The following is a 13,809-nucleotide window of genomic DNA, read 5'->3' on the forward strand; positions in this document are numbered from 1 at the left end:
CGTAAGCAATGGTCGCGCCTTGCGGGTTTACCAGGGCTGCGGCCATGGCAAGCAGGTATATTGCCTGGATGATGTTCCGCCGCCCCCACCCTGCGATGCGCCAGCTCGCCACCGCCGTCAGCCTGGGCCTTGCCGCCTGCGCCGTATTTGCCCAGACCAGCGCGCCGCAAGAGCCGCCGAATCTGAGCCAGGCCGAGTTCCAGTCCTGTCTGAGCGAGCTGCGCAGCAGCAAGGCCTTTGCCGCGATCACGCCGGCCACCTTCAGCCAGTACACCGCCCAGCTCCAGCCCGATGCCACGGTGCTGCCTCTGCTCAACCGCCAGCCCGAGTTCACGATGCCCGTCTGGGACTACATCGCCGTGCTGGTCGACGAGCAGCGCGTGGCCGAGGGCCGCGCCGCCTATGCCAAGTGGAAGGACACCCTGGACCAGATCGAACAGAGCACCGGCGTTGCCCCGCAGATCGTCATCGGCGTCTGGGGTGTGGAGAGCAACTTCGGCCAGAACCTGGGCGGGCGCTCGCTGGTGCAGTCGCTGGGCACCCTGTCCTGCTTTGGCCGCCGCCAGGCCTATTTCCGGGGCGAGTTCGCCAGCGCGCTGCGCATTCTGCAAGAAGGCCATATTGCCGAGTCCAAGCTGGTGGGCTCCTGGGCGGGCGCCTTTGGCCAGACCCAGTTCATGCCCTCCACCTTTTTCCGCAGCGCCGTGGACTTTGACGGCGATGGCCGCCGCGACATCGTCGACAGCGTGCCCGATGCGCTGGCCTCGACCGCCATGTTCCTGAAGAACGCCGGCTACCGCCCGGGCCAGCCCTGGGGATTTGAAGTCAAGCTGCCCAGTGGCTTCAGCACCGCCGATGCCGGCCGCAAGAACAAGAAGCCGCTGGACTTCTGGCGCTCGTCCGGCGTCACCCTGGCCAATGGCGATCCACTGCCCGATTCGCTGCCATCGGCCGGCCTGATGATCCCTGCCGCCGGCGGCCCCGCCTTTCTGGTAGGACGCAATTTTGATGCGCTCTACAGCTACAACGCCTCGGAAAACTATGGCCTGGCCATTGCGCAGCTGTCCAACCTGGTGGCCGACACCCAGCAGCGCCAGATCAGCTTTGTCACCCCCTGGCCCACCGACGACCTGGGCCTGTCGCGCGCGCAGAACAAGGAGCTGCAGCAGGCGCTGCTGACCCGGGGCTATGCGATTGGCGAGCCCGATGGAATGATTGGCGCCAAGACACGCGAAGCCATCAAGGCCGAACAAAACCGCCTGGGCATGAAGGCCAATGGCCGCGCCGGCCAAAAGCTGCTGCGCTCGCTCGCCAACTGATACCGCTGGAGCCACACCATGATCGTCACCACCACCCCCAGCATTGAAGGCAAGCGCATCAGCCGCTACTGCGGCATCGTCAACGGCGAAGCCATTTTGGGCGCCAACTTTTTCAAGGACTGGTTTGCCGGCATCCGCGATATCGTCGGCGGCCGCTCGGGCACCTACGAAAAAGAGCTGCAAAAGGCCAGAGACATTGCACTCAATGAGCTGCAGGAGCGCGCCAAGGCGCTGGGCGCCAATGCCGTCGTCGGCATCGACCTCGACTACGAAGTGCTGGGCAAGGACAACGGCATGCTGATGGTATCGGCCAGCGGCACGGCCGTGGTGGTCGATTAAGAGCGGCTGTCATCGCTGCAGCAGCCCCCTTGGTGGCTGCCGCATATCGTTAGCGCTTGGCCTGTTTGACGCCCGCGCCGCGCACTTCCAGGCGGATGCTGTCTAGCACCTCGCCCTGTGCATTGACCAGCTCCACCTGGTGGCGGCCCGGCCAGGGCAGCCAGGCCCAGCGCGCGCCGCGCGCAACATCCTTGCCATCGATGCGCCAGCGGGCAGCGGCCGAATCGGCGACAAACTGCAGGCGCTGGCGCTCGGGTGGAATGTCCGGGTCCACCGCGACAATCGTGCCGTTGGCCGGGGCCAGAATGCGCACTGCAGGCGGGGCTGCTGCGCCGTTGCCGTCAGCCGATCGCCCGGCAACGCTGCGGCCGCCGACCATCTCATCGACCCCGGTCGCCTGGCCATCGAGCGCAAAGCGCGGCTGCGCGGTGCCGGCCAGGAACCACTCCTCACGCCGCGCCTCCAGCGCGAAACCGGCGCCCGATTGCCCAGCAGGCGCGGGGCCAAAATCCACCCATTGCGCCTGCAAACCGGCCGGCGCCTTGGGCGCGCGGCTGGGCTGGCCCTGGTGCAAAAAGGCCATGATGCTGGCCCAGACGGGTGCCGCGCCGCTGGTGCCGCTGACCGAATGCATGGCTTCACCACTGGCATTGCCGACCCAGACGCCCACCGTGTAGCGGTCTGACCAGCCGACGGCCCAGTTGTCGCGCATGTCCTTGCTGGTGCCGGTTTTCACCGCCGCCCAGCTGCGCGTGCCCAGCACGCTATCGAGGCCAAAGGTGCGCACGCGGGCATTGCCATCGGCCAGCATATCGCCCACCACATAGGCGGCGCCCGCATCCATGGCCTGGCGGAACTGCGGCTTGCCACCACGCGTATAGGCCACCGGGCTGTAGCGCCCGCCGTTGGCCAGCGCGCGGTAGGCATTGGTCAGCTGCACCAGCGGAATATCGGGGCTGCCCAGCGCCAGGCTGTAGCCAAAATAGCTGCCGCTCTCGCGCATCGGCATGCCCAGGCGCACCAGCTGGTCAAAGAAATCGTCGACGCCCACCATCACCAGGGTGCGCACCGCCGGCACATTGAGCGAGGCGCCCAGCGCCGTGCGCACCGACACCCAGCCTTTGAAGCTGCGGTCGTAGTTCTGTGGAATATAGAGGCCGCTGGCCGTGGGAATGCGCGCGGGCGAGTCCTCGATCAAGGACGCAGCCGTCAGCTTGTGCTCGGCAATCGCCTGGCCATAGAGAAAGGGCTTCAAGGTCGAGCCCGGCTGGCGCGGCGCCAGCACCGCATCCACAGCATGTGCCTGGCTCAGTGCGCCAGAGGACCCGACCCAGGCCAGCACCTCGCCGCTGGCATTGTCCAGCACCAGCACCGCGCCGTCCTGCACATTGCTGCCCTGCAAGGCCTGCAGGTGCTGGCCCAGCATATCGACCGCATAGCGCTGCAGCGGCGCGCTCAAGGTGGTGCGCAGGCTGGCCATGGCCGCCTGCTGGGTTTTGCCATCCGCGCCTTGCCGTGCCTCGCGCAGCGCAATGCGGCTGAAGTGCGGCGCAATGCCTTCGCTGGCATCAAAGGCACGCTTTTTCAGCGCGATCTCGGTGAAGAACACGATCGCTTCGCAGTCGAGCTTGGGATCGCGCCGCATCTCCTTGAGCACCCCGCAGGCGCGCTGGCCCACCTGGCTGGGCCGCGCATTGGGCGCGCGCACCAGCGCGGCGGCCACCGCCGCCTCGCGGTCGTCCAAGCCATGGGGAGCCTTGTCAAACAAGGTGCGCGACAGCGCATCAATGCCCACCAGCTCGCCCCTAAAAGGCACCAGGTTCAGGTAGGCCTCCAGGATCTGGGTTTTCTGCCATCGCCTATCCAGCACCTGGGCAGCGACCGTCTGGCCGACCTTTTGCACCACCGAGCGGCCACCATTGCTGCGCCGCCAGTCGCCGTCAAGCAGGCCGGCCAGCTGCATGCTGATGGTGCTGGCCCCGCGTGTGCGCTGGTTCCAGAGGTTGCCCCAGGCAGCCGATGTGACGGCAGCCCAGTCCACCCCGCTGTGCTCGTAAAAGCGCTTGTCCTCGCTCAACAGCATGGCGGTGCGCAGCGCAGCCGACACATCGCCCAGTGCCACCCAATCGCCCCGGCGCACCGTGCTGTCGGTGCGCACCCTCTGCAGCAGTTCGCCTTCGCGCGACAGCACGCGCGTCTCCGACGAACTGAAGTCCTGCCGCACCTCGCCAAAGCTGGGCACGGCCTGGGCCAGTGGTGCATGCACCAGGCAGGCCAGGGCCAGCAGCCGCCAGCGAGCTATAGCGCGCAGCCTCATGGCGCCACGGGCACAACCGTCACCTTGGGGTTGGGCGCCATGCCGAACATCTCGGGCGCATACAGCGCCTCGACGCGGGTCGATGGCAGCGCAAACTCACCGGTGTTGTTGACGCGGTAGCTGTACTGCAGGCTGAGCTTGCCCTGGGGCAGGTAGCCGTAGTAGGCGCGGTAGCTCTCAAAGGACCGCTCCTCAAAGGCCTTCCAGCCCCAGCCGGTCGATTTCTCGCCCGCCGTGGACAGTGCCGAGTCCCGGCCCAGGCCGCTGCCCAGGATGGTGGCGCCGCCCGGGATCGGATCGGTGATCGCCACCCAGGTCATGTTGGCGCTGGCGTTGACCTCCAGGGTCACGCGCAGCACATCGCCCCGGGTGTACTGGCCGGCGGGCAGGTTCTTGTTGGCCTGCTCGACGGCCACCACGGTCTTGCTGATGGTGTAGCCGGCCGACAGCGGCTGCTTGAGCGGCACGGCCGCCTGCGACTGCACGGTCAACCAGGGCTTGCCGGTGCCTTTTTGCTGTACCTTCAAGCTCTGGTTGCCAGCGGCCCACGGCAGGTCAATGGTGTTGTTGAGCCACTGCGCGACCTGCTCGGTCGGGCCGGGCGTGCGCTTGCCGCCCTGCGCCAGCAGCTCAATCGCGTCCTGCGCCTTGGTTACGCGACTCCAGTCCACCGTACCGGACTTGCCGGCCATGCTGGCCTCGGTCGTGCCGGTCACGGGTGTGGACTCATAGGTGCGCGAGAAGCGCTCCAGCGCCAGCGCGCCCCAGAGGTTGGCCGTGGTCGTCGTCCAGGCACCGCTCTTTTGGCGGCTGATGAAGCTGCTGGCCAGGCGTGGCATGTCGTCCTTCCAGGCCGGGTCGTCCATCACCACCAGCAGGAAGCGCGCCAGGGTGGTATCGCCGTTTTGCATCAGCCACCACCAGTAGTCGTTGTTCTCATTGGCGAACAGCACCTTGGTGCCCTGGTAGCTCAGGCGCGCACGCAGGATCTGGTTGGCCTCTTCGAGCAGCTTGCTGCGGTTGGGCACATCCTTCATATGGCCCAGAATCGACAGCCAGTCCACCACAGTCTGGGTGGGCCAGTCATTGGGTGCAATCTGGATGCTGGTCAGCATGCGCGGTTGCGCCTTGCCATACAGCGCCAACGCATTGATGGCAGCGAGCTTACGCACTTCCAGGTCGGAGCGCGGGCTCCAGAACTTGCGCTCGATGCGGCCATCGATGAAGCGGGACAGCGCGTCCTGCATGCGGCCCAGCGGCGCGGCCGGGATCGCAAAGGCGGGGTCGATGCGCTTCATCTCGAAAGCGGCCTGCAGCAGGTGGGCGGTCAGCGCATCGCTGCCGGTGTTGCTGCTGCCCGCTTGCGGCGGGAAGTAATTGGCCAGGCCGTCGCCATCGAGGTAGGTGGGCAGGCGTTCCATCGTGCTCTTCCACAGCGCAGCATCCTGCATGCCGATGGATTTGCTGGTGGTCTGCTCCAGGCAGGCATACGGGTAGGCACGCCACCAGTCACGCACACCGGGCAAGCCTTCTGCCAGGCGCGGCACCAGCGACAGCTTCAAACCGCCACGGCCGGGCAAGGCATCGGCCGGTGCGCTGACGGGCATCTCCAGGCTGCCGTCGAGCTGCACCAAGGTGGCCTGCAGGGTCTCCACCGCCACAGCGGGCACCACGCGCTGGCTGACCTTGAGCGCATCGGCGGCATCGCCCTGCTTGTCCTTGGCGCTGATCTCCCAGAGCAGCTCGCCCTGGCGGCTTTGCGACATGTCGGCAGGCGCCGTCACGCTCCAGCTCACGGTGCGGGCCTCGTTCGCGGCCACGTCCACTGTCTGCGGCTCGAGCTGCAGCAAGGTGGCCTTGGGGGTGACCAGCACCTGCATGGGCTTGCTGGTGGTATTGCGCAAGGTGACCTGGGCGTCATAGCGGTCACCATCGCGCACCAAAGGCGGCAGGCCGCTGATGATCTGCAGCTCCTGCGTGGTGCGGATCTGGGTGGTGCCGGTGCCAAACAGCTCCAGACCGCTCTCGGCCACGGCCACGATCTTGAAGCTGGTCAGTGCGTCGTTGAGCGGCACATCGACCTCGGCGCGGCCATTCGCATCCAGCACCACATTGGGCTGCCACAGCAGCAGGGTGTCGAGCAGCTCGCGGGTCTGGCCATTGCCACCACCACCGCCCGCTGCCACGGCCTTGCGGCCATAGTGGCGCCGGCCAATGATTTCCATCTGGGCGGTGGAGGTCTCCACGCCCCAGGATCGCTTTTGGTACATGGCTTCGAGCAGTGCCCAGGTGTCATTGCTCTTGAGTTCGAGCAAGGCCTGGTCCACAGCCGCCACCGACACGGCCGCGCCCGCAGCTGGCTTGCCATTGGGCAGCTTGGCTTCGATCGTGACCTTGGCGGTATTGCGGATGCGGTAGCTTTCCTTGTCGCTCTTGACGGTCACGGCCAGCTGGCGGTCGGCAATGCCGACACGGATCTCGGCCGCGCCCAGGCGGTAGGCGGGCTTGGACAGGTCCACCAGGGCGGTGGGCGCCACATATTCCTTGCCCTCGTACCAGAACGAGGTCCACCATTCACGCGGCGACTTGAAGCCCCAGGTGAAGAAGCTGTACCAAGGCACTTCGCGCAGGCGGCCACGCAGCGCCATCACGCTGACGTAGACATTCGGGCCCCAGCCCTCTTGCACCTTCAGGTTGACCGTGGGGTCATCGCCGCGCAGGGTGACCACCTGGCTGGAGAGCACGCCTTCGCGCTCCACCGTCACCAGCGCCGTCGCTTCGCGGAAGGGCATGCGCACCTGAAAGCGCGCAGTGTCCCCCACCTTGTAGGATTTCTTCTCTGGCAGCAGGTCCATGCGGTCGGTGTCTTCACCGCCAAACCACAGCTCGCCCTGCTTGGTCACCCAGACCGAGGTCGCAGCCTTGGAGCTGCGGCTCTTGTCATCCGTCGCCTCGGCGATCAGCTCGGTCTCGCCGCCTTCGCTCAGCTGGGTGCTGCAGTCGAGCAGGCCCTTGGCATCGCTCTTGCCGCTGCACACCACGCCCAGGTCCTTGTAGCTCTCATGGTTCTCGTAGCTGTAAAAGCCCCCGACCATGCGCTTGCGCGTGGAGGTGACGATGCGCGCCACCGCCCGCACCTGCAGCTTGACGCCCGAGACGGGCTTGCCCGACGGCGTCAGCGACAGCGCCTGGAAGCTCAGCTTCTTGTCGGTGGAGGCCCAGTTCTCGGCCTTGATGCCAGCAACCACCGATGCAGGCCAGATCACGCTGTGGTGGCTGATGGTCTGCACCTCGCCATTGGGGTCGGAAAAACTCGCCTCCAGCAGCAGATCCTGCGGCGCCACCGAGCTGGGCACCTGCTCAATCTCGGCCTTGCCCACGCCATTGGCATCCAGGGTCAGCGCCAGCTTGTCGGCAATCACGCGGCGGTCATTGCTGTAGTCCTCGCCATCGTTGCCCGCGCCGGGCAGCTTGCGGCTCAGATAAGGCCGGCCAAACGAGAACGTGTCATAGTCCTCAAAGCTCACCGCATGCGACTGGATCGCGGCCGAGACCTTGACCGCCTCCTTGGCCGCTGCGCCGCCCGAGAGGTAGGACAGCTGCACCTGGGCGCCGAGCTTGCCCGGCTGCACGATGGGTGCAGGCTGGTCCGGCGTCACGCTGCCCTTGAACACCGGCAGGCGGTACTCTTCCACCCGGAACGAGCCGGTCTGCATCTCCATCGAGCCCCATTTGCCCTTGCCGCCCTTGAGCGTGATGCGGTAGGTGCCCAGCTTGGCGGCTTTGGGAATCTTGAACTCGGACACGGCCGACAGGCCCTGGCCCGGACGCTCCAAGCTGATGGGCAGCTCAAACTCATCATTGCTGCCCACATGGGTGATGACCACCTGGTTGGGCAACTGCTCCTTGCCGGGCAGCCCCAGGCCGCCCATGGTCTGGCTGCGGATCAGGTGCTTCATCGACACCGTCTCGCCAGCGCGCAGCAGGCTGCGGTCCAGCACCGTGTGGGCGATCACATCCTGCACCGGGCTGCTGTCGGTCTCGAGGTTGAAGCGCCAGCTCTCGATGCCGCGCTGCCAGTCGCTCCAGACAAAGGCCATGTCCTGCTTGCCGTCGACCGTGGCGCGCGCGCTCACAAAGTAGGCAGCGCTGGTGTCGCTGTTGGAGCCGGCCTCGCAGCGCACCTGCGCCTGGGTGTCGAGCTTGTCAAAACGGGCCACGCCGTCCTTGTCGGTCGTGCCCTGCACCAGCGTCTTGCCGTCGCAGCTGGAGATACGCACCTGCGCATTGGCCACCGGCTTGCCCTTGTCCAGGCTGGTCACCCAGGCCATCGCGTTTTCACGGCCCAGCTTGAAGTGCACGCCCAGGTTGGTCACCAATGCCGAGCTGCGCACAAACATCACGCGGCGGGCGCTGTCGTAGTCGGTGTTGAGCAGCGCGTCACCCAGCATTGGCGAGGCGATCTCGACCACATGGAAACCGGTCTCCAGCGGAATGCCCACGACCTCGAAGGGGCGCGGGTCCTTGCTGTCTGTCTTGGGCAGCGCCAGCTTCTTGCTAGTGGCCTGGCCTTCGAGCAGCGAGAGCATGCGGGTCTCGACATAGTTCTTGTCGCCATCGGGCAGCACATTGGGCAGCGGTATCTTGCTGTCCTGCGCCGCCTGCTTGCGGCTGACCTGCCAGTTGTCATAGCGCTGCAGTTTGCGGTACCAGCGGATGATGTCGGCATCGCTTTGCAGCTGCAGGGTCGAGACAGTGCCCTTGTCCTCGATCGACAGGCCCTGGATCTGCAGGTCCTGCTCCACATTGCGCAGGGTTACCGGGAACATCGCCGGGCCCTTGTCGCCTTCGGCAAAGCGCTCGACCACGCCAAACGGCGAGGCGGCAAACTTGGCCAGCGGCGGCATCAGCCCGCTTTGCACCTGCAGCGGGAACAGGTTGGCATTGGCCAGCGGCCGGTCCGATTCGTCCTTGAAGCCCTGGGGCAGCACGATACGCATCGTCTCCTTCTCGCCAAAGGGCGGCGCAAACTGCAGGCGGTTGACCTCGCCCTCTTCGCCGTCATCGGGAAAGCTCGCCTTGACCCGGCCCTTGGAAGTCTCCAGGAAGATGCCTTCGGCGAGCTTGCGGTCTACCGAAGCGCTGAAAAGCAGGTTGAGCGGGCGGATCGGCAGGCAGCCGGCCTGCGCATTGGCGCGCTCGCAGCTGAACTCGGCCGTGAACGGCGGGCGCACCTGGTAGTCGAAGCGGCGCTCACGCGTCTGCTTGACGCCGTTGTCGGTGCTCACCCCCGCGCCCACCACCAGGCTCATCTGGGCGCCCTCGGGCAAGGCCCGCTGGCATTGCAAGGCGACATGGCGGCGTGGCCGCTGCTGCAAGCTATCGCGGCCAAACTGGCTTTGCATGAAGTCATCGGACTCCGAGGCGGAGAGGATGCGCACTGGAATGCGCTCCCCAATGCCCTTGACCGTGCACCAGGTGTTGTCCTGCACCGAGCTGGTCACGACATCGGCATTGAACTGCAGGCCAAAGAACTGGCGGCTGTCGAGCGGCTGGTAGCTGCTGGGCACCACGCGCGTCACCGACGGCCCTCCGGTGGCAAAGCGGTACTGGGCCGCGCCCTTGACCGGCTCGCCGGCAACATCCTTGAGGTTGGCGACCTTTTCGACCGTGCAACGCACACCGGGCGGCAGGTCATCGGCCAGGTCAAACACCCATTCGCGCGGGCCCGTCCAGCGTCCCGTCCCCTGGCTCTGGGCCTGTTTGTTGTCGCAGTCGAGTTTGACGGGCGCTGCCGCACGCAGATCGCCCATCGGCACCACCGCCGCATCGAACTTGACGACTATTTGCCGGACCCGGGCCACCTCGCCCTGCGGTGACACCGATGTGATGCTTGTGGCATGGGCGGACAGGCCCAGCGCGGCCCAGCCGGCGCCCGCCAGCCAGCGTTGTAATGTTGTATTCACGGAGCTCTCCCCTAGGATGGTGAGAGCGTACCAAAATTAGCCTGCGCCAGTGTTGGCTGGCCGCCCAGGGCAGCCAGGTGTTTCATTTGGCAACAAGATGACGCTATGGATTAGGCCAATGGCTTGCCGGGGCTCTGCCGATGCATGCCATGGTGCGAGCTGCGCAAGCCAAGGTCACTGGGGCTGGAAGCCGCTGTCGCGGATGATGCGGGCCCAGACGGCCGAATAGGCGCGCTCGCGGGCCAGCAGCTGCTCGGGTGTCATATAGCCCACGCTCAGCCCCATGCCCACCAGCTGCTCATGCACATCGGGGGCGGCCACGGCCTTGGCAACCGCCTGCGATGCGGCCTGCACCATCTCGGGGGGCGTGCCGGCGGCGGCGTATATGCCGTAGTAGGGCATGTCTTCCAGGCCCGGCAGGCCCAGTTCGCTCAAGGTCGGCACATCGGGCAAGGCCTGCTGGCGCTTGCCGCCCAGCACGGCCAGCACGCGGATCTTGCCGGCCTTGTGGCTTGCGATGAAATCCTGCACCGAGCCGATGCCCGCAGGGATCTGGTTGCCCATCATGTCGGCCAGCATCGGCGCGCTGCCCCGGTAGGGCACGGACACCAGGTCGGTCTTGAAGCGCTGGTTCAGCACCCGCACCAGGAACTCCGGCGTCGATGCCGGCGCTGGAATGCCCACCGCACTCTTGCCGCCCTGCTTTTTGAGCCACTGCAGATAGGCCTCGAAGCTGCGCACGCCCAGGCCGTCGGAGACCGCAATCGCATTGACAAAGCTGGCAAAGCCCGCCACCGGCACAAAGTCCGCATGCGGGTCAAACCCCGGGTTCTTGATGACCTGGGGCAGGATGGAGATCGTGTGGTCGTGGGTGACGAAAAAGGTCGCGCCATCGGCTGGTGAGGCCTTGAGGATCTGGGCCGCAATCTGGCCGCCGGCGCCGGGCTTGTTCTCCACCACCACCGAGGTACCCAGGCTGTCCTTCATCTTCTCGGCCAGCAGGCGCGCGATCACATCGGTGCCGCCGCCAGGTGGAAAGCCCACCAGCAGCCGCACCGGCTTGCCCTTGTTGTAGCCCGCTGCCCAGCTGGGGCCAGCCAGCCACCCGGCCGCAGCAGCGGCCAGCAGTTGCAGGGAGACATGGCGGCGGCTCAAGGACATGCGTAGCTTTCAAGAAGAAGGACAAGCCAATCAAGCAAGGCTTATGCCAGGCGCGTGCGGTGCTTGGCCAGCTGGGCACGCACCTGCACGGGCGCGGTGCCCCCCAGCGTGTTGCGGGCATTGAGCGAGCCTTCGAGGCTCAGCGCCTCGAACACATTGGCTTCGATGTTGGGGTTGAAGGCCTGCAGCTCGGCCAGTGGCAGCTCGGTCAGGTCCACGCCCTTTTGCGAGGCCAGCTTGACGGCATGGGCCACGGTCTCGTGGGCATCGCGGAAAGGCAGGCCCTTCTTGACCAGGTAATCGGCCAGGTCGGTGGCAGTGGCATAGCCCTTGAGCGCAGCGGCGCGCATATTGTCGGCGTTCACGGTGATGCCGCCTTCCTTGGCGCCAGTCGCTGGGTTGACCTGGCCGCCGATCATCTCGGCGAAGATGCGCAAGGTGTCCTTCAGGGTGTCCACGGTGTCGAACAGCGGCTCCTTGTCTTCCTGGTTGTCCTTGTTGTAGGCCAGCGGCTGGCCCTTCATCAAGGTGATCAGGCCCATCAGGTGGCCGACCACGCGGCCGGTCTTGCCGCGTGCCAGCTCGGGCACATCAGGGTTCTTCTTTTGCGGCATGATCGACGAGCCGGTGGTGAAGCGGTCGGCAATGCGCACAAAGCCAAAGTTCTGGCTCATCCAGATGATCAGCTCTTCCGACAGGCGGCTGATGTGCACCATGCACAGCGAGGCTGCTGCGGTGAACTCAATCGCGAAATCGCGGTCGCTGACGCCGTCCAGCGAGTTCTGGGACACGCCTTCCATGCCCAGCGTCTGGGCCACGCGCTCGCGGTCCAGAGGGTAGGTGGTGCCGGCCAGCGCGGCGCTGCCCAGCGGCAGCACATTGACGCGCTTGCGCACATCCAGCATGCGCTCGGCATCGCGCTTGAACATTTCCACATAGGCCAGCAGATGGTGGGCAAAGCTCACCGGCTGGGCCACCTGCAGGTGGGTAAAGCCCGGCAGGATCACGTCGACATTCTTCTCGGCCACTTCGACCAGTGACAGCTGCAGCTCGCCCAGCAGGCCTTCGATCAGGTCGATCTCACCGCGCAGCCACAGGCGCACGTCGGTGGCGACCTGGTCATTGCGGCTGCGGCCCGTGTGCAGGCGCTTGCCCGCGTCGCCCACCAGCTGGGTCAGGCGCGCCTCGATGTTCAGGTGCACGTCTTCGAGGTCCAGCTTCCACTCAAAGCTGCCCGCTTCGATCTCCGAGGTGATCTGCGCCATGCCCTGCTCGATGGAGGCCAGGTCCTGCTCGCCGATGATCTTCTGGGCGCAGAGCATCTGCGCGTGGGCCAGGCTGCCCTGGATGTCTGCCTGCCACAGGCGCTTGTCGAAAAACACACTGGAGGTGTAGCGCTTGACCAGATCGCTCATGGGTTCGGAGAACAGCGCCGACCAGGCTTCGGACTTGGAATCGAGCTGGTTGTGCGAAGGAGACGAAGCTTGTGGTGTAGACATGAAGGTCGCAATATTCGGGTTAAGCTGCCAGTTGCGCTGCGGAAACACAGCCCGCGGTGCTGTGCCTGAGGCCCGCCAAAGCCCTGGGCGAAAAACCAGGATTTTATCGACCCTGCAGGACCATGCCAGCAACATCAACTAATCCAGCACCGCGCGAAGCCATCGTCGGCACCGCCTATGTGTTTGATGCCTGCACCGCCAGCGTGATCGGCCGCACCGTGGCCCTGGTCGAGACCGTGGTGGCCATTGCCGCCGCCTTTGGTGCCAGCGGCCTGGCTGACTGGTTCTTTCAACTCGCCCTGCTTACCGCCGTGGTTCTGCCCGCCAGCCTGCTGTGGCTGGTGCTGGCCTGCCAGCAAAAAAAGCTGCTGCAGCGCTGCAGCACGCGCGTGCAGTACCTGGCGGGCGCCGCGCTGGGCGTAGTCTGCGGGCTCTTGGCAGCTCTGCTCTACCAGTGGACCACCTTGTCGGCGCAAACGGCCTGGCTGGCCAGCGCAGCGGCCGGGGGCTTCTTGGCAGCGATGGTGGTGGTGGGCCTGCAGTGGCGCGCCCAGGCCCGCACGCCGGCGGCCACCACCGCGCGCCTGGCCGAGCTGCAGGCGCGCATCCGCCCGCACTTCCTCTTCAATGCGCTCAACAGCGCCATTGCGCTGGTGCAGGACCACCCGCAAAAAGCCGAGGCCATGCTCGAAGACCTGAGCGACCTGTTCCGCCATGCGCTGACCGAAAAGCGCGAGGCCTCGACCCTGGCCGAGGAGGTGATGCTGGCGCGCCGCTACCTGTCGATCGAGCAAATCCGCTTTGACGACCGCATGGCCGTGCGCTGGAACCTGGACTCGCGCGCCGATGACGCCACCGTGCCGCCGCTGTTTTTGCAGCCGCTGGTGGAGAACGCCGTCAAGCACGGCATCGAGCCCAGCCATGGCCATGGCCGCATCAGCATTGCCACGCGCCGGCGGGGCAATATGGTGCAGATCCAAATCATCAACACCACGCCACGCCCTTTTAGCGCCCCCCAGCCCGAGCGGCGCGCCGGCACCGGCACGGCCATCCTGAATGTGAAAAAGCGCCTGCGCCTGCTCTACGACCTCGAATACGACTTCAAGGCGACGAGCAAGGACGGCATCTACATGGTGCGCATCAGCATCCCCGCCTGAGCGGGGGCAAATACACGATGGCCGGTGTTGGCAGGCGGCACCGGGCTCCGC

General features: G+C 66.0%; 7 protein-coding genes. 3 read left to right on the plus strand and 4 right to left on the minus strand.

Annotation, left to right across the window (positions count from 1 at the left end; genetic code table 11):
• Nucleotides 1–44 precede the first annotated feature (44 nt).
• Both F0Q04_RS20420 and F0Q04_RS20425 read left to right on the plus strand, forming a co-directional pair.
• Nucleotides 45–1,319 (plus strand): lytic murein transglycosylase, encoded by a 1,275-nt coding sequence (locus F0Q04_RS20420; protein WP_232539420.1) that lies wholly within the window; start codon nt 45–47, stop codon nt 1,317–1,319.
• Between the two features lie 18 nt (nt 1,320–1,337).
• Complete coding sequence (locus F0Q04_RS20425; RefSeq protein WP_182343220.1) at nt 1,338–1,658, plus strand: heavy metal-binding domain-containing protein; 321 nt, start codon at nt 1,338–1,340, stop codon at nt 1,656–1,658.
• 49 nt (nt 1,659–1,707) lie between these two features.
• Here the strand turns inward: F0Q04_RS20425 and pbpC are convergent, their stop codons facing one another.
• The 4 genes from pbpC to argH all read right to left on the minus strand — a co-directional run bounded on the left by pbpC (nt 1,708) and on the right by argH (nt 12,601).
• Nucleotides 1,708–3,975, minus strand: coding sequence for a penicillin-binding protein 1C (pbpC, locus tag F0Q04_RS20430; protein ID WP_116927529.1), 2,268 nt, complete (start codon nt 3,973–3,975; stop codon nt 1,708–1,710).
• Complete coding sequence (locus tag F0Q04_RS20435; protein WP_232539421.1) at nt 3,972–9,941, minus strand: MG2 domain-containing protein; 5,970 nt, start codon at nt 9,939–9,941, stop codon at nt 3,972–3,974. Before F0Q04_RS20435 ends, pbpC begins: the two co-directional genes overlap by 4 nt.
• Nucleotides 9,942–10,115: 174 nt before the next feature.
• A complete protein-coding gene (locus tag F0Q04_RS20440; RefSeq protein ID WP_182343222.1) occupies nt 10,116–11,102 on the minus strand; it encodes a Bug family tripartite tricarboxylate transporter substrate binding protein in 987 nt (328 codons plus the stop codon).
• A gap of 41 nt (nt 11,103–11,143) precedes the next feature.
• Entirely contained in the window at nt 11,144–12,601 is a 1,458-nt protein-coding gene (gene argH, locus F0Q04_RS20445) for an argininosuccinate lyase (RefSeq protein ID WP_116927565.1), read from the minus strand.
• A gap of 122 nt (nt 12,602–12,723) precedes the next feature.
• Here argH and F0Q04_RS20450 point away from each other — a divergent pair, with 122 nt between their 5' ends.
• Nucleotides 12,724–13,758, plus strand: a complete 1,035-nt coding sequence (locus F0Q04_RS20450) for a sensor histidine kinase (protein ID WP_182343224.1) — start codon at nt 12,724–12,726, stop codon at nt 13,756–13,758.
• Nucleotides 13,759–13,809: the final 51 nt, after the last annotated feature.

This window comes from Comamonas koreensis, assembly GCF_014076495.1.
In the GTDB taxonomy this organism is placed as follows: domain Bacteria; phylum Pseudomonadota; class Gammaproteobacteria; order Burkholderiales; family Burkholderiaceae_C; genus Comamonas; species Comamonas squillarum.

Bases quoted from the DNA above. Each gene is read 5' to 3' on its own strand.
- F0Q04_RS20440 (WP_182343222.1), bottom strand. From the start codon at position 11,102: ATGTCCTTGAGCCGCCGCCATGTCTCCCTGCAACTGCTGGCCGCTGCT.
- argH (WP_116927565.1), bottom strand. From the start codon at position 12,601: ATGTCTACACCACAAGCTTCGTCTCCTTCGCACAACCAGCTCGATTCC.
- F0Q04_RS20420 (WP_232539420.1), top strand. From the start codon at position 45: ATGGCAAGCAGGTATATTGCCTGGATGATGTTCCGCCGCCCCCACCCT.
- F0Q04_RS20450 (WP_182343224.1), top strand. From the start codon at position 12,724: ATGCCAGCAACATCAACTAATCCAGCACCGCGCGAAGCCATCGTCGGC.
- pbpC (WP_116927529.1), bottom strand. From the start codon at position 3,975: ATGAGGCTGCGCGCTATAGCTCGCTGGCGGCTGCTGGCCCTGGCCTGC.
- F0Q04_RS20425 (WP_182343220.1), top strand. From the start codon at position 1,338: ATGATCGTCACCACCACCCCCAGCATTGAAGGCAAGCGCATCAGCCGC.